Below are 17,952 nucleotides of genomic sequence, written 5' to 3' on the forward strand. Positions count from 1 at the left end.
ACGGCTATGCTAAGCGCCCCAACATCAAAGCGCACACACAGTTGGTCTTCCGTGATCCTTCTGCGCGATCGTAGCAGACGCTGAGCGATCCACAGTGTCACAAATCGTTAGATCAGCGAGCTGAGGACTGATTTTCCGCTCTGAGAAGCGATGGATTTTTTTGAGAAAAGAGAATTAACATTTTTATATGATTTTTTAGAATGTTAATTCGAGATTATGGTTGGGCTACGCTTCAACAGATATCCAGGCGCGCGCACTACCTCGTCATAGCTATACGAGCAAACAGGCTCTTGCTGTTTTTATAGAAGCCCGTTGACATGACTTTCTATAGCTGAGGCAATCTCATTAAAGTCAGCCGCCTTACGTTTCTTCCGTGCATCGTTGCCCCGATAGCCGTTTTCTTCTACCGGATATTGGATAAGTAACAATACACGCCACGTGCTGTTATCAATTCTGTAAGAAAAAAACGAATTTGATACTAGCACCACCGCACGCAAACTGGCTAAGTGCGTATAAACAAGAAGGCCCACACCGACAAACTGCCGATGTGGGCCTTTCGTGTTTCTGGCGATACGCGTTACGCGCCCCGTCTAGTGTCCTCTACAGAGCAACACTGCCGTTGTCCCAATGGGACAATTCTGTGGGGCTATTCGGGACGCATGAACGGTGGTCTTGGGACAAACTCAGGACAATTACTCCTGTCCCTGACTCGTCAGGAACTCCTCGTAATTGCCACCGAAGTCGTACAGCGTGCCGTCCGTGCGCACTTCGATGATCCGGTTCGCCAGCCCGCTCACGAACTCGCGGTCGTGCGACACGAAGATCAGCGTGCCTTCGAACTGCTCGAGCGCGATCTGCAGCGACTCGATCGACTCCATGTCCATGTGGTTGGTCGGCTCGTCCATCAGCAGCACGTTGTGGCGGCCGAGCATCAGCTTGCCCCAGATCATGCGGCCCTTCTCGCCGCCCGACAGCACCTTCACCGACTTCTTGATGTCGTCCGACGAAAACAGCAGGCGGCCCAGCGTGCCACGCACCATCGTCTCGTCATCGCCGTCCTTGCGGTACTGGTCGATCCAGTCCATCAGCGTGATGTCGTTCGGGAACTCCTCGTACGTATCCTGCGGCATGTAGCCGACATTCGCGTTCTCGGACCACTTCACCGTGCCGTGATCGAGCGGCAGCGCGCCGAGCAGCGAACGCAGCAGCGTCGTCTTCCCCGCGCCGTTCTCGCCGATGATCGCGATGCGCTCGCCCGGCTGCACCGACAGGTTGAAGTTCTGGAAGATCGTGCGCTCGTACTTCTTGGTGATGTCTTCGGCAACCACCGCGACGTTGTGCAGCTTCTTGTCGAACTCGAAGCGGATGAACGGGTTCTGACGCGACGACGGCTTGAATTCCTCGATCTTGATCTTGTCGATCTGCTTCGCGCGGCTCGTTGCCTGGCGAGCCTTCGACTTGTTCGCCGAGAAGCGGCGCACGAAGTCCTGCAGCTCGGCCACGCGTTCCTTCGCCCGCGTGTTCGCCGCGGCCTGACGCTCGCGCGCCTGTGCCGATGCGAGCATGTAGTCGTCGTAGTTGCCCGGCCAGACCTTCAGCGTGCCGAAGTCCATGTCGGCCATGTGCGTGCACACCGAGTTCAGGAAGTGACGATCATGCGAGATGATGATCATCGTCGAGTTGTACTCGTTGAGCGTTTGCTCGAGCCAACGGATCGAGTTGATGTCCAGGTTGTTGGTCGGTTCGTCGAGCAGCAGCACGTCCGGCTTCGAGAACAGCGCCTGCGCGAGCAGCACGCGCAGCTTCCAGCCCGGCGCGACGTCGGCCATCGTGCCGTTGTGGAACTTCTCCTCGATGCCGATGCCGAGCAACAGCGCGCCCGCGCGCGCCTCGGCGTCGTAGCCGCCGTATTCGGCGAACTTGCCTTCGAGCTCGGCCGCGTGCATGTAGTCGTCGTCGGTGGCTTCCGGGTTCGCGTAGATCGCGTCGCGCTCGGTCATCGCGGCCCACATCTCGGTGTGACCCATCATCACGACGTCGAGCACGCGCACGTCTTCATACGCGAACTGGTCCTGGCGCAGCTTGCCCAGACGCACGTTCGGCTCCAGCGCGACGTTGCCGCCGCTCGGCTCGAGGTCGCCGCCCAGGATCTTCATGAAGGTCGACTTGCCACAGCCGTTCGCGCCGATCAGACCATAGCGGTTGCCCTCGCCGAATTTGACCGAGATATTCTCGAACAAGGGCTTCGGCCCGAATTGCATCGTGATGTTGGCAGTAGAAAGCACGGCAGGTCCCGTAAGAGAGAAATCGACGGAAAACCGTGTATTTTAGCAGGTGTCGGAGAAACTGCCGACCACGCCGCCGCCGCACCCGCGCTACGGTCGTTGCCCGGTGCCCGCTGCCCCGTCAACACGACGGCATACGCGCCATCGCCGTCACACCGGAACCCCGCATGCCAACCAGCCAGCTTCGAGAACAACTCGTCGGCGCGTGGCGCCTCGTGTCCTACGAAATCCGCCCGCGCGACGGCGGCACCGTCACCTACCCGCTCGGCCGCGACGCGCGCGGCTGGATCCTGTACACGCCGGACGGCTACATGTCCGCGCAGTTGATGGCGCCCGGCCGCCCCCCTTATGCGGACGGCGATCTGCAGGGCGGCAGCGTCGAGGAACGCGCCGCCGCGGCCCACGGCTACATCGCATATTCAGGCCCTTTTAACGTCGACGACAACGGCACGCTGACCCATGAAATGGACGTGAGCCTGTATCCGAACTGGATCGGCAACGTCCAGCAGCGCGTGGTGAGTATCGACGGCGACCGGCTGCAACTCGGCACGGCCGAGCCCGTCGTCATCAGCGGCCGGGAGGTTGACGCGGTCCTCGTCTGGGTGCGCGCCCGCCGCTGAGCAGCGGCCACTGGAGACACGGCGCGACGGTGGCGGGACCAGACGGAATAACCGCGCCAGCGTCGCAACGAGCGCGGCCGGCCAGCGCGGCGCCGTGCCGTCCCGCCTGCCGCACCGCCGCCGCCGGTCACTTGCCGGCTTTCGCCGCTTCTTTCTCCGCCGCCTTGGCCTTCATCTGCGCGAACAGCTGCGAACACGGCACGTCGCGGTTATTGCTCGGCGCGATCAGCGGGATCAGCGCCGCGAACGGGTTGATCAGCCCAAGCCCGACCGCCGCGCCGGCGCGCAGCGCGAGCGCGCCCGCCTCGACGCCGACCTTCGGATTCTTGAACGTGCCCTTCGCGTACAGCGGCGAGCGCAGCGAGAAGATCCGGAAACCCTTCGTGTGCGGATGGATCTTCAGGTCGACCGATTCGTCGCGCAGGTTGACCGGGCCGTCGACGTTGATCAGCGCGTCGTCCGTATCGAGCGCGAAGACCTTCGGCTCGAGCATGCCGTCGTTCGCGACGAAATCGAACGCCGCGCAATTGATCTTCACGTCGCGGGTACCGAACAGCTTCTCGTAGACGACGTTTGCGACGTTCAGGCCCGCCGCCTCCATCAGCAGCAGGCTGATGCGGCCGTCGGTGATGAGCGCCTTCACCTCGCCGGTCGACGTCGCGGCGAGCGCGGCCGGCGAGTTGCCGGTCGCCGACAGCGACGCATCGCCGTTGATCTCGCCGAGCGCGGTCTGCATCACCTTCTGCGTCGGGAACAGCTGCTTGAGCTTCAGATGGCGCGCGCTCAGCGTGAAGCGGCCCTTGAGCGGCGTGCGGCTGCCATCGAGATGCGCATTCGTCGCGAGCGTACCGCCAGCAACGCCGAATTGCAGCGGCTCGAGCGTCAGCACGCCATCCTGCAGCAGGATGTGCGTGTACAGGTTGGTGATCGGCAACTGCGGGCTCTTGATCAGCTTGCGACCGGTGAATTTCACGTCCGCGTCGATCGCGCTCCAGCGCTCGGTGCGGAACGCCGCGACCGGCAGCACGCGGTCCGGCGGCTGGCGCGTCGTGTCGCCGCGCTTCGCCTTGCTCGCAGGCGAGTCGGCGCCGATCACCGGCGCGAGGTCGGAGAACTGCAGCAGGTTCGACACGACTTCGCCCGACAGCTTCGGTCGCGGCTTGCGCTGCGCCCATGTGAGCGTGCCGTGCAGATCGCTGCCGCCGACGCGGCCCTTGAAGTTCTCGTAGCGGAACGTGCTCGTGGGCGGATTGAAGTTGCCGATCAGCCGTCCGTCGGTCGCATACGGCGGCGTGTCGGGCAGCGTGATGCCGGTGAGCTGGTAGAGGTGCGACATCGACGTGCCCTGCAGCCACAGCCGCAGGTTGAGCGCCGCGAGATGCCGCGGATCGGTCAGCGTGCCGACGATCGCGAGCCGCGTATCGCCGGCCTTCACGTCGGCCTGCAGCGGGAACGGCTGCGTCGCGCTCTCGACCGCCAGCACGCCGCCCACCTTGCCGGTGCCGGTCACCGGCACGTTCTTGTAGCGGCCGTCGACCTTGAGGCCGAACGCATACGTCGGCTCCGACTTCGCGGGCACCGCGGCGTCGGATGCACCGCTCGCGGCGGATGCCGGCACCGCCGTCGATGCTGACGAGACCGCCCTGGCCGCGGAGGCAGACGCCGCCCCCGATGCGACCACGGGCGTCGATGCCGCGCTCGCGCCCTGTGCGGCGGATGCACCCGACGCAGCCGACGCGGCCTCCGCATGCGCCTTTGCGGCCATCTGCGCGGCCCCCTGCTTGCCGACATGCTGGGCGGACGCCGCGAGCGAGGTCTGTTCCTGCTCCTTCAGCACGTCGCCGATCGGAATCGGATGGCCGAGCGTATCCACCGCGATCGTGAGATCGGCCTGGGTGATCGCGTCGCGATAGACGATGGTCCCCTTCGCGAACGCGAAGCTGTCGAGCCGCAGGTTCCACCGCGTCGGCTTGCCCGATTGCTTGAATTCGAAGGTCCACGTGTTGCGGCCATCGGCGAGCCGCTCGAGGTCGACTGCGGGATTGACGGCGTCGATCGAAGGAATGACGATCTGGTGCGTGAAGAGCGGGAGAATCGCGAGATCGAAGTGGGTGGCGTCGAGCGTGACGAACTTCGGGCCCTTCGCCCAGTCGGGGTTGCCGATCTCGAGCTGCGTGGCCGAGAAGCGCGGCCAGGGCACCCATGCGCGCCAGCCGGTCTCGCCTTGCGGGCGATGCCAGTCGACCCTGAGATCGCCGTGGATCGCAAACGAACGGCCAAGTGCGGTGCTCACATGTTCGTTGACCCACGGTTTCGCGTGGTTCCAGTCGAACGTGAAAATGAAGACGCCGGTTGCCGCGATGATCAGTGCGACGATACCGACGATCCATGCAGCCGACTTGCCGATGGCTCGAGCTAGCGTCATGGCGGTTCCGTTGTTGTTCTGCAGAGTGTGCGCGCCATGTCGGGCCCCTCCCGTGAGTGAATCGAACACGACACCGGCGGCTTTCAATCGGTATTATGGCGCACGCGGCGCCAATGCTTCGGCGCCATTAACGCTTTTTTTCATTTGTGACATGACCGTCCCCACCGGCCTCATCGATGCGCAACAGATCACGCGCCGCGACGCCAGCAGCGGCAAGACGTTGCTGACGCCGACCGACTTCAGCCTCGCCGCGGGATCGCGAATTGCTATCACGGGAGCGTCGGGTTCCGGCAAGAGCGTGCTGCTGCGCGCGCTTGCGTTGCTCGATCCGCTCGACGGCGGTCACATCCTGTGGCGCGGCAAGCGCATCCGGCGCGGCGCGATTCCGGGCTACCGGCGCCGTGTCGCGTACGTGCGCCAGCGGCCCGCGCAGATGGACGGCACCGTCGAAGCGCAATTGCGCTACCCGTACTCGCTCGCGATCTATCGCGACGCGACGTTCGACCGTGCGCGCGCCGAAGCACTCGCGGCGCGCGCCGGTCGCGGCGCCGACTTTCTCGACAAGCGTGCGAGCGAATTGTCGGGCGGCGAAGCGCAGATCGCCGCGCTGCTGCGCGTGCTGCAGCTCGATCCCGACGTGCTGCTGCTCGACGAGCCGACATCCGCGCTCGACCCCGAGTCGACGCGCGCAATCGAAGCGCTCGTCGGCGCGTGGTTCGACGCGGCGCCCGACGCGCGCGCGTACATGTGGATCTCGCACGATCCGGCGCAGGCCGCGCGGATCGGCACGATGCGGCTCGTGATGCAGGCCGGCGTGCTGCACGCCGCGCGCGCGGCGCAGGCGGCGCAATGAGCCCGTCCCTGCAGGAACTGAGTCTCGTCGACGTCGGCATCGCCGCCGCCCTCGTCGCGGTCAACGGCGCGATCTCGGCCGCGCTGTCGCTCGGCCTCGGGCGCAAGCTCGCGCTCGCCGCCGTGCGCACCGTCGTGCAGCTGCTCGCGATCGGCTACGTGCTCGGCTGGGTGTTCGGCCATCCGCACTGGAGCGTCGTGCTGCCGATCACCGCGCTGATGACGTTGATCGCCGGCTTGGCGGGCGCCGGTCGCGGCAAGCATGCGTATCGCGGACAACGCGTCGACAGCATCGCGTCGATCTGGTTCAGCAGCTGGTTCGTCGCGGCAATCGGCCTGTTCGTCGTGATCCGCATTCATCCGTGGTACGCGCCGCAATATGTGATCCCGATCCTCGGCATGATCCTCGGCAATACGCTGACGGGCGTGTCGCTCGGCGTCGAGCGGATGATGGAGGAACTGACCGCGCGGCGCGATCGCGTCGAGACCGCACTCGCGCTCGGCGCAACGCGCTGGGAAGCCGCGCAGGACGCCGCGCGCCAAGCGGTGCGCGCGGGCATGCTGCCGACGCTCAACCAGATGGCCGTGGTCGGCGTCGTGAGCCTGCCGGGGATGATGACGGGTCAGGTGCTGGCCGGCCAGTCGCCGCTGCAGGCCGTGCGCTATCAGATCGTGATCATGTTCCTGATCGCCGCGGCATCCGCGCTCGGTACCGTCGGCGCGGTGCTGATGACGTATCGCCGGCTGTTCTCGGCCGATCACCGCTTTCTCGCGTCGCGGCTCGAGGAACGCGCGCCGTGACGCGCGCCTGCCGCCACGCACGCGGCCTTCGCGCGGCGGGCGGTCAGCGGCCCGCGCGGCGCTTTCCGAGCGCCTGACGCAACGCGGCCATCACGTCGGCATCGGGCGCCAGCCCGTCGACCGACGCGACGAGCCGCACTGCACGCGGCGTCGTCACATAGGCCTGCGCACCGACATAACCGCCGCTGCCGGCCGAGCGCGTCGTGACGACGAGCGCCTGCGGCGCACGCGCGCCGAGGTTGGCGGTGAACGCATCGGCGACGGTGCCGTCGCGCGCATGCAGCACGCCCGTCACGTAGTCGTCCGTATCGAAGCCGGCGGCCGCATGCGCAGTCGAATACACGCGCACCGCATAGCTGCCCGTCGAGCACGGTTCGAGCGCGCCGCTCGACACGACGGCGGTCTGCTGCCGTGACGGCAGCTCGATTTTTTTCACGAAGCTGCAATCGTCGGCCGCCTGCGCATGGGCGGCGACGAACGCAGCGGCCGACAGCAGCGCGCGCATGCGATGTTTCATGGAATGTCGTTCGGGGAAGGAGGTGGCGGATGCCGCGAGGATAGCGTGACACCTGCGTGACGTCACGCACGTCGGGCTTGACGAGGTCGAACGTCGAACGATGAACGATGAAAAGCCCGAAGCCGCGCGCCACGTAACCGTCGCGCGCGGCTCTGCAACGCTCCGCGATTGGTTGCGCACGCACCGGCCGCGGCCGGCCCGCGCACTGCGCTCAGTGCTTGATCGACACCGTCACCCTGGTGCCGTCGCTCATCGTGACCGTCTTCGAACCGCCATTGGTCGAAATCGACACCCACTTGACCTGGCTCACCGACACGACGTCCGGGCATTGCAGCGACTTGCCGCCCGCGCTCGCGTTGCGCGTGCCTTTCGGCGCGGCCGCCTGGAAGCTCATCTGCACGTTCGCGATCCCCTTCGCGTCGACCGACGGCGCGAGCCGCACCTGGGTCTGGCGCACCATCGCGCCGTTCGCGTCGCGCGGCAGGTTGTCGGCGTTCGGGCAACCGTCCGGCATCGCGACCGCGCCGCCCGGCGGCACCGACTTCCAGTTGAAGTCGTCCGTTTCGCCCGAGCGGATCTTGCGGGTCTCCTGCGTATTGCCGAAGGTCTTCGAGTCGACCTTGACGGTGTATTCGAGCTGCCCTGTCCCGCCGCCCTTCAGGCTGCCCTTGACCGGCGGCGCCGCGAATACGCTCGCGCTGACGCACGCCGCCGCGAACACGGCCGACCACGATGCGGCGACTGACAAGCTGCGTTGGCTCATGCTGACCTCCTTGTAATGCGGCGACACGCGCGTGCCGCGCGGTTTTCGATGCATGATGCGTTGCCAGTCTACCGCCAAGCGGGATGCAATGCGCCGCAAACGCATCGGGTGTTACCCCGCTTGCGTTCGCGACGCAGCCGCCCTTACGCGCGACGCCGGCTCAGAAGCCGCTCAGCACCAGCTTGCCGATCGCGCGGCCGCCCTCGAGCAACTGGTGCGCGCGCCGCACGTTCGCCGCGTTGATCGTGCCGAGCTGCTCGCCGACGGTCGTGCGCAGCGTGCCGCCGTCGACGAGCCGCGCGACCTCGCTCAGGATCTTGTGCTGCTCGATCATGTCCGGCGTCTCGAACATCGCGCGCGTGAACATGAATTCCCAGTGAAACGCCGCGCTCTTCGCCTTCAGCAGTTCGACCGGCACCGGCTTGCCGTTCTCGACGATCGTGCAGATGCCGCCCTGCGGCCGGATGACTTCCGCCGCGGCCGGGAAATGATGGTCCGTGTCGTTGAAGATCAGCACGTAGTCGACCTCCGGATGGCCGATGTCACGCAACTGCGCGGGCAGATCGCCGAAATGGTCGACCACGTCGTCCGCGCCGAGCGAGCGCACCCATTCGGCCGACGCCGGGCGCGACGCGGTCGCGATCACGCGCAGCTTGCCGAGCGTCTTCGCGAGCTGGATCGCGATCGACCCCACGCCGCCCGCGCCGCCGATGATCAGCACCGACTTGCCCGCGTCCGCGCCCTGCGGCGACACGCGCAGCCGGTCGAACAGCGCCTCCCATGCGGTGAGCGCGGTGAGCGGCAATGCGGCCGACGCCGCGAAATCGAGCGTGCGCGGCTTGCGTGCGACGATCCGCTCGTCGACCACATGGAATTCGCTGTTCGCGCCGGCGCGCGTGATGCTGCCCGCGTAGAACACCTCGTCGCCGGGCCGAAACAGCGTGACCTCGGCACCGACCGCGACGACCGTGCCGGCCGCATCCCAGCCGAGCACGCGCGGTACTTCCTCGACCTGCGCCTTCGGCGCGCGCACCTTGGTGTCGACCGGGTTCACGGAAATCGCCTCGACCTTCACGAGCAGGTCGCGCGGGCCCGGCACCGGTTGCGGCAGCTCCACGTCGAGCAGCGCCTGCGGGTCGTCGATCGGCAGGTAACGGGTCAGTCCAACGGCTTTCATCACGAAACTCCTTCAGGGAAATCGGGCGGGCCGCGGCGCAGCCCCATGCATGCCATCGTAGGCCGCCCGATCTTTCGAGAAAACCGCTATATTTCCTGAAACATTTTCAGGAATTTCAGAACAATGGGCTCCGATCCGATTCCGGCTCCGGACAAGCCGCTCGACCTCCTCGACGTCGGCCTGTTCGTGCGCGCCGCGCTGCTGGCGAACGTGACGGCCGCCGGGCGGGAGTTCGGCGTGTCGGCCGCGGTCGCCAGCGCGCGCATCGCGCAGCTCGAGCGCCAGCTCGGCGCGCGATTGCTGCATCGCACTACCCGTCGCATCAGCCTCACGCAGGACGGTGAAGTCTTCATGACCCGGGCCGAGGCGCTGCTGTCGGCCGCCGACGCCGCGCGGGCGTCGGTCGGCCACGGCCGCAGCGAGCCGTATGGACGGTTGAAAGTGTCGATGTCGTCGTCGTTCGGCCGCCAGCACGTCGCGCCGGTGATTCCCGCGTTCCTGCGCCGCTACCCGTCCGTGTCGCTGGACCTGCGGCTCTCCGACGAAATCGTCGATCTCGTCGACGACGGCTACGACGTCGCGATCCGCCTCGGCGCGCTGAAGGATTCGACGCTGGTCGCGCGCAAGCTCGCCGCGAACCGGCGCGTGCTGTGCTGCTCGCCCGCGTATCTCGCCGAACACGGGACGCCGCGCCATCCGGCCGAGCTCGCGCAGCACGAATGCGTGATCCTCGGCGACCAGCGCGACTGGTCGTTCGTCACGCCGCAGGGCCCGCTCACCGTGCGGGTCGGCGGCCGGCTCGTCGCGAGCAACGGCGAGGCGATCCGCGAAGCGCTCGTCGACGGCTTCGGCATCGCGATCAAGTCCACCTGGGACGTCGGCCCGCTGCTCGCGGACGGCACGCTCGTCTCCGTGCTCGACGACTACCCGTTCGCGCACGATGTCGCGATCTGGGCCGTCTACCCGAGCCGCGCGCACGTGCCGCTGAAGACGCTCGCGTTCATCGCGTTCCTGGCCGAACACTTCGGCAATCCGCCTTACTGGGATCGCGCGGACGAACACTGAACGCCATCCGGTGAGCGGCGCTGACGCCGACGCTGGCCGGTCATCCGCGGCGATCCGGCCGCGACCGGATACCAACCGGCTACAATGGCGCGTTCGCGACGCAGCGGCCCGACGCCGGACAGGGCCCGCGTTCGCAGGCGGTCGCATGCCGGCCGCGCACGCGTTTCATTCGCTTTCAATCATTCCGCCATGACCCACAACCTCGTCATCCAGAGTCTCGCGCCGCTGTCGGACGCGCATCACAAACCGCTGCTCGCGCTGTCGCGCGGCACCCGCATCGTGCAGACCGACGAACACGCGCTGCGCATCGAAAACGCGAACCCCGCGCAGCGTCTCGACATCGACGCGTACTGCGGCACGCATGCGCTCGATTTCGGCTTCGTCGAAGCCGGCCGCACGCTCGGCGACTTCGGGCTCGCCGTGATGGACATGGATTCGACGCTGATCACGATCGAATGCATCGACGAGATCGCCGATTTCTGCGGGCTGAAGACGCAGGTCGCGGAGATCACCGACGCGGCGATGCGCGGCGAGATCCGCGACTTCAACGAAAGCCTCACGCGCCGCGTCGCGCTGCTCGCGGGCCTCGACGCGCAGGCGCTCGAGCGCGTGTACGAGGAACGGCTGCAGTTGTCGCCGGGCGCCGAGAAGATGCTCGCCGGCGTGAAGGCCGCGGGCCTGAAGACACTGCTCGTGTCGGGCGGCTTCACGTTCTTCACCGAGCGCCTGAAGGCACGCCTCGGCATCGACTATGCGCATGCGAACACGCTCGAGATCGTCGACGGCAAGCTGACCGGCAAGGTGCTCGGCGAGATCGTCAACGCGGACGTGAAGGCGCGCCTGCTGCGCGAGACCTGTGCATCGCTCGGCATCGAGCCTACCCGCGCGATCGCAATGGGCGACGGGTCGAACGACATGAAGATGATGGCCGAAGCCGGGCTGTCGGTCGCATTCCACGCGAAGCCCGTCGTGCGCGGTGCGGCCACCGTCGCATTCGACCATGTCGGCCTCGACGGGCTGCTGCGGCTGTTCTGATCCGCGCAAGCCGCCCATGAAAAACGCCGGCGCGAGTTGCCTCGCGCCGGCGTTGTGTTTTTCGCCGCGGTTTCTTTACCGGCCGAGCGTCGCCTGCAGCGCGCGCTCGATGTCCGCGCGCAGGTCGGCTTCGTCCTCGAGACCGACGTAGAAGCGCACCAGCGTGCCGCGATGCGGCCAGTCCGCACGCATCGATGCCACGTCGTAAGGCATCGCGAGGCTGCACGCGCCGCCCCAGCTCCAGCCGATCGCGAACAGTTCGAGCGCCTCGACGAAACGATCGATCTGCTCGCTGCCGTAGCGTTCATCGAATACCACCGAGAACAGCCCGCCCGCGCCGGTGAAGTCGCGCACGAACGACGCGTGTCCCGGGCAATCGGCCAACTGCGGATGCAGCACGGCCGCGATCTCCGGCCGCGCCTTCAGCCACTGCGCGAGCGCCAGCGCGCTCTTGCTGTGCGCATCGAAGCGCACCTGCATGCTCGGCAGGCTGCGCAGCACGAGCGAGCAATCGTCGACCGAAACGCCGATCCCGCAGCGCATCCGCGCGAGCTTCAATTGCGCGTGCAGTTCCGCGTTCGCGGTGATCGTCGCGCCCATCAGCACGTCGCTGCCGCCCGATTGATACTTGGTCAGCGCCTGCACCGAGATGTCGACGCCATGCTCGAACGGCTTGAACGCGAGCCCGGCCGAATACGTGTTGTCGATCGCGGTGGCGATGCCGCGCGCCTGCGCGACCGTCGTGATCGCGCGCACGTCGGGCACTTCCATCGTCACCGAGCCCGGCGCCTCGATCCAGATCAAGCGCGTGTTCGGCTGGATCAGCTCGGCAATCCCGGCGCCGACGAGCGGATCGTAGAAGCGTGCGGTGATGCCGAAATCCTTCGCGAGCCAGTTGCCGAAATCGGCGTTGGGCCCGTAGACGTTGTGCGGGATCAGCACGTCGTCGCCCGCCTTCACGATCCCGAAATAGACGTTCATGATCGCCGCGAGGCCCGACGGCTGCAGTAGCGCATGCGTGCCGCCCTCGATCTCGGCCAGCCGCTGCGCGAGCGCGAGCGACGTCGGGGTCGCGTGCAGGCCGTAGCGCCACTGGTTGTCGTTGTGCCAGACCAGCGCGCGCATCGTCGCGAGATCGGGGAACACGACCGTCGAGGCACGCGCAACCGGCGGCACGAACGAACGGAAGCCGTCCGGAATGACGTCGTCGGGTTGAACGATGCGGGTCTGGAGTGCGCGCTTCGGAGTGGATGCAGTCATGGCAGGAGGCCCGGGGAAAGGCCGTTCGGTTGCGGAATGTGTCGCTAGATTAGCCAAATTCGGCGCGGTTGGCCCGGTACAATGCGCGCCGCGCGCACCGAGCCGGCGCGCTCAGTCGTCGGTGCGCAGGTTGACGATGCCGCCGACAGTCTCGATTTCCTGCACGCGGCCGTCGCGTACCTGCAGCGCCGCGCGCTTGCCCGGCGCCGCGCGCAGCACGACCGGTTGCGGATCCGATTCGTCCGAGTTCATCCGGTCGGCCTTCAGCTCGCCCGTCGAATCGAAGCGCCCGATCCACACGCCCGTGATGTTCGTGCCGTCGTTCGATTCCTCGATTTCGAGCGTGTCACCGTCGCGATCGCCGGCGAGCAGGATCACCTCGCCCGTATCGGTGAACTGGTATTCGCCGTGCACGCCTTCCTCGTCCGTCTTCGGGCCGAGATGCGCGACGATCGGCCGGTCGCCGAGCGTGCCCTCGTAGCGCGGCAGGCGGGCGAATTCCGGGTTCGGCCGCAGCGGCCGTACGGGCGCCGCTTCATCCTGCTGCGTGCCCGGCGCGACGGGCTGGGCCGCGACCACGCCAGGCATCGCGAGGCCCGCCACCAGCGCGCCGGCGATTACCAGCGCCCGTTGCCATTCCAGATATCGACCCACCTTGTGTTTGCTCCCTTGCTTCAGATTCGCTCGAAAAATGCCGCGATGAGTCGCTCGTCGCCGATGCACATCGTCACGAGCGTTTGGCAGCGGCCGATGCGGAACGCGCACCGCCCGCCCCCGTTCAGATCGCGCGTCATCCGAAGGTTCGAATGAGCGCGTCGCGCGGCCGGCGTGCGGGCTCCGCGTCAGCCCTGCACCAGACGTTCCACCACCTCGCGGTGCGGAATCGGCGCGACCGCGCCGTAGCCCGTCGTCGACAGCGCCGCTGCCGCGTTCGCATAACGCGCGGCCGCGAACGGATCGTCGCCCGCGACGATCCGCGCGACGAACGCGCCGCCGAAGCAGTCGCCCGCGCCCGTCGCATCGACGGCCTCGACCGCGAAGCCCGGCACCACGCGCCGTTCGTTCGGGGTCGCGACATACGCGCCTTCCTTGCCGAGCTTCAGCGCGACGACCCGCGGCCCGTGCTCGAGCATCGCATCGACGATCGCGTCGCGATCGTTCGCGCCCGTGAGCGCCGTGACGTCGTCCCAGCTCGGCAGGCAGATGTCCGTCTGGCGCAGCGCCTCGCGCATCACCGCGCGGGCGCGCGGCAGCGGCCACAGCTTCAGGCGCAGGTTCGTGTCGAAGCTGACCTGCGCGCCGTTGCTGCGCGCATGGTCGATCGCCGCGAACGCGGCGTCGCACGCGGCCGCGCTGATCGCGAGGCTGATGCCCGACAGGTGCACCGCCTTCGCCGCGGCCAGCGCGTCGAGCGGCAGGTCGGCCACCGTGTAGCGGCTCGCCGCCGAGCCCGCGCGCAGATAGTCGAACTGGTGGCCGTCAGCGCCGTGCGTGACGAAATACACGCCGGTCGGCGCCGTCCGGTCGATCCGCACGTAGGTCGCGTCAACCTGCTCCGCCGCCCACATGCCGGTCAGCAAGCGGCCGAACGGATCGTCACCGATCGCCGACACGAAGCCCGTCGACGCGCCCTGCCGCGCCGCGGCGATGCAGAAGTTCGACGTGTCGCCGCCGAAGCCCTGCAGGAACTCGGGACGGCCCGGCTGCGACTGGTTGAATTCGATCATCGCCTCGCCGAGCGCGAGGATCTCCGGAAATGCGGCGGTCATCGCTTAAACCTCGCCCCACAGGTCGTGGCCGTCCGCGCCCGTGATCTTCACCGACACGAAATCGCCGACCTTGTAGCGCTTCGACGCCTTCGTCGCCGGCTCGACGTAGACGACGCCGTCGATCTCCGGCGCATCCGCCGCCGTGCGGCCGATGCCGCCTTCTGCGCTGACTTCGTCGATCAGCACCTTGAGGGTCTTGCCGACCTTGCGCTGAATGCGCTGCGCCGACACTTCCTCGGCGACTTCCATGAAGCGCGCGCGGCGTGCTTCGCGAACGTCGTCCGGCAGCGCGCCGTCCAGTTCGTTCGCGGTCGCGCCTTCGACCGGCGAATACGCAAAACAGCCGACGCGATCGAGTTCCGCTTCGCGGATGAAGTCGAGCAGCGTTTCGAACTGCTCTTCCGTCTCGCCGGGGAAGCCGGCGATGAACGTGCTGCGGATCGTCAGGTCCGGGCAGATCTCGCGCCACTTCTGCACGCGCTCGAGCACCTTCTCCGCGTTGGCCGGCCGCTTCATGCGCTTGAGCACTTCCGGATGCGCGTGCTGGAACGGCACGTCGAGATACGGCAGCACGTGGCCCTTGAACGGGCCGTCGGCCATCAGCGGAATGACTTCGTCGACGCTCGGATACGGATACACGTAGTGCAAGCGCACCCATGCGCCGTACTGCGCGGCGAGTTCGCCGAGCGCGGCGACCAGGTCGGTCATGCGCGTCTTGATCGGCTTGCCGTTCCAGAAGCCCGTGCGGTACTTCACGTCGACGCCGTACGCGCTCGTGTCCTGCGAGATCACCAGCAGTTCCTTCACGCCCGACTTGAACAGGTTCTCCGCCTCGAGCATCACCTCGGCGACCGGACGCGATACGAGATCGCCGCGCATCGACGGGATGATGCAGAACGTGCAGCGGTGGTTGCAGCCTTCGGAGATCTTCAGGTATGCGTAGTGGCGCGGCGTGAGCTTGATGCCGGCGGCCGGCACGAGATCGACGAACGGGTCGTGCGGCTTCGGCAGGTGCGAATGCACGGCCTGCATCACTTCGCCCACCGCGTGCGGGCCGGTGACGGCGAGCACCTTCGGATGGACTTCCTCGATGAGGTTCGAACCGCTCGCGCTGGACTTCGCGCCGAGGCAGCCGGTGACGATCACCTTGCCGTTCTCGGTCAGCGCTTCGCCGATTGCATCGAGGCTTTCCTGCACCGCTTCGTCGATGAAACCGCAGGTGTTGACGACGACCAGGTCGGCGCCGTCGTACGTACCGGAGATTTCATAACCTTCGGCGCGCAGCTGCGTGATGATTTGTTCGGAGTCGACGAGGGCTTTCGGGCACCCGAGCGATACGAAGCCTACTTTGGGGGACTGAGACATCTGGAATGTGGGGGCGTGGCGGCAAAAGCGTGAGTTTACAGCTATTTATGGGCGGCGAGCCAAAACAAGCGGGGGAAACGGCCGTGGAGTGCTCGATCGGACAGGCCGCCAGATCTGCAGTGGATCGGGGATGGGGAGTTGATGCGTCCCTTTCTGTTCGGGATGAGGGTCTGTCGGCCTGTCGGCAGCGGTACATCGGGCAACGCGCGCTTAGCGTATCCCTGCGCGCCGTCGCGGACAACGAGGTACCGGCCGACTCCGTCCGGAAGAAGCCGAAGGGCCGAATCGTCCCAGCCGGGCCAGGTCGTCGCAAGCTCGGCCCCATCCAATCGCGCTACGTTCCGATGGCATAGGCGCGTAATCGGGTGTAATGGCTCTGCCCCGTGAACACGACTACGTTTATTGCACGTGAGCTTTCAAGTTTCACGTGCCGGCCCAAATACATCGGCCAGTCTAGCTCCATTAACAATCCAGAGGGTCATATCATGAATGACAATAATCGGCTTGTTGACGAAGAAAACGATCAAGACGTTTCCACCGATGCAGCCCAGACAGCGAATTGGCCTGCAATTGCTGCATTCAACGGGAAGTTGTACTTGGTCTACAAAGATCAAAAAACGACAAAAATGCAATACCAAACATACGATGGCACAAACTGGTCGCGCGCCACGCTAGTCAACAACATCGACACGACCAATCAAGCCATTGCATTAGCATCATTCAATGCGAATTTGTATATGGCTCACAAAGGCTCCGGGACCGACCCAGCGGTTTATTACAATTCAACCAATGGCTCCCAATGGGGGAATGACAAGGGCGTGCAGAATTGCAAAACCGACACTCCTGTCGCATTGGCGGACTTCAAGACGAAGCTGTACCTGGCGTTCAAACAGGCCTCCAGCAACAACATTTATACCAGTACCTTCAACGGCTCGGCCTGGGCACCATCGCCGACTCCGGTCCTTTCGGGCGTCGCCAAGACCACCCAGGCGGTTGCGTTGGCCGCATTTGGCACGAAGTTGTACTTGGCGCACAAAGGCGCTTCCGACGCCAAAATTTTCTACACGTCGTCATCCGATGGCATTAATTGGGTACAGGAGAATATAGTACGACCTGACATTGTCTCGACCACCGTGCCAGTTGCATTGGCAGCATTCAAGGGGAATCTTTACCTGGCGTATAAAGGCTCTCCCGACTCCAACACTAACATCTATTACACCTGGACGTCCGATGGTATTAACTGGCAATTCCCGGTGGAACTTCTCCTGGGCATCCCCCAGACCAACGCGCCGGTTTCATTGGCTGTGTTCAACAACAAGCTTTACCTCGCGCACCAAAGCGCCTCCGATTCGAGCATTTTTTATACGTCGACGTCCGACGGCATCAACTGGCAACCCGAGCTAGCAATCCCCTATGCATCAATGGAAGAACAATGATGCTACCCATCGCCGGCGCGATCATTTTCAAGGTCTTCTGTTATCGCCGCCGGCCCGCTAGCGAGTCCGCATAAGCGGTCAGGCTGGCATACGGCCGATAGCTGCAGCTGGGCTATCGGCCGACGCAACTAGCACGGACAGTCGCCAGCCATCTGCCCGCACACGAGGCCGCGAGCAAGTCTCTGCCCAGTTCAAACCGTCGTACGGGACCGAGGTTATATTTAATGACCTTCGGTGCCGCCATGCGAAAATCCCGATATCCGTTCTCTTCTACCCAACGGGGTTCGCATGACCACGCACATCACGATCGAATTCACCGAGCACGCCACCGAAGCCATCGACGAGCAGACCAGCACCAGCTTTTCCTATGACCAGGGCGCCCATGTGCCGCAACCCGGCGACTTCGTCGAACTCGAGAATTCGCGGCAGACGTTTCTCGTGATCGGTCGCGTGTTTTCGCTGAAGGCCAACTACAGCGCCGTCAAGCTCGTGCTCGACCTGCCTCCGCAGGACGACGAGCAGGGATTCCCGGCACTCTGAACCCATCCGGTCCGATAACGTCGGCGTTGCCACGGCAATCGC

At 65.6% G+C, this 17,952-nt stretch carries 16 protein-coding genes; 7 read left to right on the forward strand and 9 right to left on the reverse strand.

Going from position 1 to position 17,952, the window contains the following annotated elements; genetic code table 11:
• Positions 1 to 692: 692 nt before the first annotated feature.
• A complete protein-coding gene (locus FFI87_RS09015) occupies positions 693 to 2,285 on the reverse strand; it encodes an ABC-F family ATPase (RefSeq protein WP_138847634.1) in 1,593 nt (530 codons plus the stop codon).
• Positions 2,286 to 2,452: 167 nt separating this feature from the next.
• Between FFI87_RS09015 and FFI87_RS09020 the strand changes: the two genes are divergently transcribed.
• A complete protein-coding gene (locus FFI87_RS09020) occupies positions 2,453 to 2,905 on the forward strand; it encodes a lipocalin-like domain-containing protein (protein WP_138847633.1) in 453 nt (150 codons plus the stop codon).
• A 127-nt stretch (positions 2,906 to 3,032) separates the two neighbouring features.
• On the opposite strand, the gene FFI87_RS09025 is transcribed toward FFI87_RS09020, so the two are convergent.
• Positions 3,033 to 5,330, reverse strand: a complete 2,298-nt coding sequence (locus tag FFI87_RS09025; RefSeq protein ID WP_138847632.1) for an AsmA family protein — start codon at positions 5,328 to 5,330, stop codon at positions 3,033 to 3,035.
• Positions 5,331 to 5,481: 151 nt separating this feature from the next.
• On the opposite strand from FFI87_RS09025, the gene FFI87_RS09030 reads away from it, so the two are divergent.
• A complete protein-coding gene (locus FFI87_RS09030) occupies positions 5,482 to 6,183 on the forward strand; it encodes an ATP-binding cassette domain-containing protein (RefSeq protein ID WP_138847631.1) in 702 nt (233 codons plus the stop codon).
• The gene (locus FFI87_RS09035; RefSeq protein ID WP_138847630.1) at positions 6,180 to 6,983 is read left to right on the forward strand and encodes an ABC transporter permease; all 804 of its coding nucleotides are present in this window, start codon (positions 6,180 to 6,182) and stop codon (positions 6,981 to 6,983) included. Before FFI87_RS09030 ends, FFI87_RS09035 begins: the two co-directional genes overlap by 4 nt.
• A gap of 43 nt (positions 6,984 to 7,026) precedes the next feature.
• On the opposite strand, the gene FFI87_RS09040 is transcribed toward FFI87_RS09035, so the two are convergent.
• The 3 genes from FFI87_RS09040 to FFI87_RS09050 all read right to left on the reverse strand — a co-directional run bounded on the left by FFI87_RS09040 (position 7,027) and on the right by FFI87_RS09050 (position 9,440).
• On the reverse strand, positions 7,027 to 7,500 hold the full coding sequence (locus tag FFI87_RS09040; RefSeq protein WP_138847629.1) for a PliI family lysozyme inhibitor of I-type lysozyme: 474 nt from the start codon (positions 7,498 to 7,500) through the stop codon (positions 7,027 to 7,029).
• A gap of 211 nt (positions 7,501 to 7,711) precedes the next feature.
• Positions 7,712 to 8,263 carry a DUF6013 family protein gene (locus tag FFI87_RS09045; RefSeq protein ID WP_012363968.1) on the reverse strand — a complete coding sequence of 184 codons (552 nt, stop codon included), beginning with the start codon at positions 8,261 to 8,263 and terminating at the stop codon, positions 7,712 to 7,714.
• Between the two features lie 160 nt (positions 8,264 to 8,423).
• Complete coding sequence (locus tag FFI87_RS09050; RefSeq protein ID WP_012363969.1) at positions 8,424 to 9,440, reverse strand: zinc-binding alcohol dehydrogenase family protein; 1,017 nt, start codon at positions 9,438 to 9,440, stop codon at positions 8,424 to 8,426.
• A 123-nt stretch (positions 9,441 to 9,563) separates the two neighbouring features.
• Here FFI87_RS09050 and FFI87_RS09055 point away from each other — a divergent pair, with 123 nt between their 5' ends.
• Both FFI87_RS09055 and serB read left to right on the forward strand, forming a co-directional pair.
• A complete protein-coding gene (locus FFI87_RS09055; RefSeq protein WP_138847628.1) occupies positions 9,564 to 10,505 on the forward strand; it encodes a LysR family transcriptional regulator in 942 nt (313 codons plus the stop codon).
• Positions 10,506 to 10,694: 189 nt separating this feature from the next.
• Positions 10,695 to 11,540 carry a phosphoserine phosphatase SerB gene (serB, locus tag FFI87_RS09060; protein ID WP_138847627.1) on the forward strand — a complete coding sequence of 282 codons (846 nt, stop codon included), beginning with the start codon at positions 10,695 to 10,697 and terminating at the stop codon, positions 11,538 to 11,540.
• 75 nt (positions 11,541 to 11,615) lie between these two features.
• Here serB and FFI87_RS09065 read toward each other — a convergent pair whose 3' ends face one another.
• The 4 genes from FFI87_RS09065 to rimO all read right to left on the reverse strand — a co-directional run bounded on the left by FFI87_RS09065 (position 11,616) and on the right by rimO (position 15,934).
• Positions 11,616 to 12,800: a cystathionine beta-lyase gene (locus tag FFI87_RS09065; protein WP_138847626.1), complete on the reverse strand. Its 1,185-nt coding sequence runs from the start codon at positions 12,798 to 12,800 to the stop codon at positions 11,616 to 11,618.
• Positions 12,801 to 12,911: 111 nt separating this feature from the next.
• The gene (locus tag FFI87_RS09070) at positions 12,912 to 13,454 is read right to left on the reverse strand and encodes a hypothetical protein (RefSeq protein WP_012363973.1); all 543 of its coding nucleotides are present in this window, start codon (positions 13,452 to 13,454) and stop codon (positions 12,912 to 12,914) included.
• A 188-nt stretch (positions 13,455 to 13,642) separates the two neighbouring features.
• Positions 13,643 to 14,569: a sugar kinase gene (locus FFI87_RS09075; RefSeq protein ID WP_138847625.1), complete on the reverse strand. Its 927-nt coding sequence runs from the start codon at positions 14,567 to 14,569 to the stop codon at positions 13,643 to 13,645.
• Between the two features lie 3 nt (positions 14,570 to 14,572).
• On the reverse strand, positions 14,573 to 15,934 hold the full coding sequence (gene rimO / locus FFI87_RS09080; protein WP_138847624.1) for a 30S ribosomal protein S12 methylthiotransferase RimO: 1,362 nt from the start codon (positions 15,932 to 15,934) through the stop codon (positions 14,573 to 14,575).
• 485 nt (positions 15,935 to 16,419) lie between these two features.
• Here rimO and FFI87_RS09085 point away from each other — a divergent pair, with 485 nt between their 5' ends.
• Together FFI87_RS09085 and FFI87_RS09090 are read left to right on the forward strand one after the other, a co-directional pair.
• Positions 16,420 to 17,370: a hypothetical protein gene (locus FFI87_RS09085; RefSeq protein WP_012363976.1), complete on the forward strand. Its 951-nt coding sequence runs from the start codon at positions 16,420 to 16,422 to the stop codon at positions 17,368 to 17,370.
• A 288-nt stretch (positions 17,371 to 17,658) separates the two neighbouring features.
• On the forward strand, positions 17,659 to 17,910 hold the full coding sequence (locus tag FFI87_RS09090; protein ID WP_012363977.1) for a hypothetical protein: 252 nt from the start codon (positions 17,659 to 17,661) through the stop codon (positions 17,908 to 17,910).
• Positions 17,911 to 17,952 lie beyond the last annotated feature (42 nt).

This window comes from Burkholderia sp. KBS0801, assembly GCF_005937855.2.
In the GTDB taxonomy this organism is placed as follows: Bacteria; Pseudomonadota; Gammaproteobacteria; order Burkholderiales; family Burkholderiaceae; genus Burkholderia; species Burkholderia ambifaria.

What these genes read in the sequence shown, in the direction of transcription:
- FFI87_RS09045 (WP_012363968.1), bottom strand. Translation starts at nt 8,263, where the DNA reads ATGAGCCAACGCAGCTTGTCAGTCGCCGCATCGTGGTCGGCCGTGTTC.
- rimO (WP_138847624.1), bottom strand. Translation starts at nt 15,934, where the DNA reads ATGTCTCAGTCCCCCAAAGTAGGCTTCGTATCGCTCGGGTGCCCGAAA.
- FFI87_RS09075 (WP_138847625.1), bottom strand. Translation starts at nt 14,569, where the DNA reads ATGACCGCCGCATTTCCGGAGATCCTCGCGCTCGGCGAGGCGATGATC.
- serB (WP_138847627.1), top strand. Translation starts at nt 10,695, where the DNA reads ATGACCCACAACCTCGTCATCCAGAGTCTCGCGCCGCTGTCGGACGCG.
- FFI87_RS09040 (WP_138847629.1), bottom strand. Translation starts at nt 7,500, where the DNA reads ATGAAACATCGCATGCGCGCGCTGCTGTCGGCCGCTGCGTTCGTCGCC.
- FFI87_RS09025 (WP_138847632.1), bottom strand. Translation starts at nt 5,330, where the DNA reads ATGACGCTAGCTCGAGCCATCGGCAAGTCGGCTGCATGGATCGTCGGT.
- FFI87_RS09085 (WP_012363976.1), top strand. Translation starts at nt 16,420, where the DNA reads ATGAATGACAATAATCGGCTTGTTGACGAAGAAAACGATCAAGACGTT.
- FFI87_RS09050 (WP_012363969.1), bottom strand. Translation starts at nt 9,440, where the DNA reads ATGAAAGCCGTTGGACTGACCCGTTACCTGCCGATCGACGACCCGCAG.
- FFI87_RS09035 (WP_138847630.1), top strand. Translation starts at nt 6,180, where the DNA reads ATGAGCCCGTCCCTGCAGGAACTGAGTCTCGTCGACGTCGGCATCGCC.
- FFI87_RS09030 (WP_138847631.1), top strand. Translation starts at nt 5,482, where the DNA reads ATGACCGTCCCCACCGGCCTCATCGATGCGCAACAGATCACGCGCCGC.
- FFI87_RS09065 (WP_138847626.1), bottom strand. Translation starts at nt 12,800, where the DNA reads ATGACTGCATCCACTCCGAAGCGCGCACTCCAGACCCGCATCGTTCAA.
- FFI87_RS09055 (WP_138847628.1), top strand. Translation starts at nt 9,564, where the DNA reads ATGGGCTCCGATCCGATTCCGGCTCCGGACAAGCCGCTCGACCTCCTC.
- FFI87_RS09020 (WP_138847633.1), top strand. Translation starts at nt 2,453, where the DNA reads ATGCCAACCAGCCAGCTTCGAGAACAACTCGTCGGCGCGTGGCGCCTC.
- FFI87_RS09090 (WP_012363977.1), top strand. Translation starts at nt 17,659, where the DNA reads ATGACCACGCACATCACGATCGAATTCACCGAGCACGCCACCGAAGCC.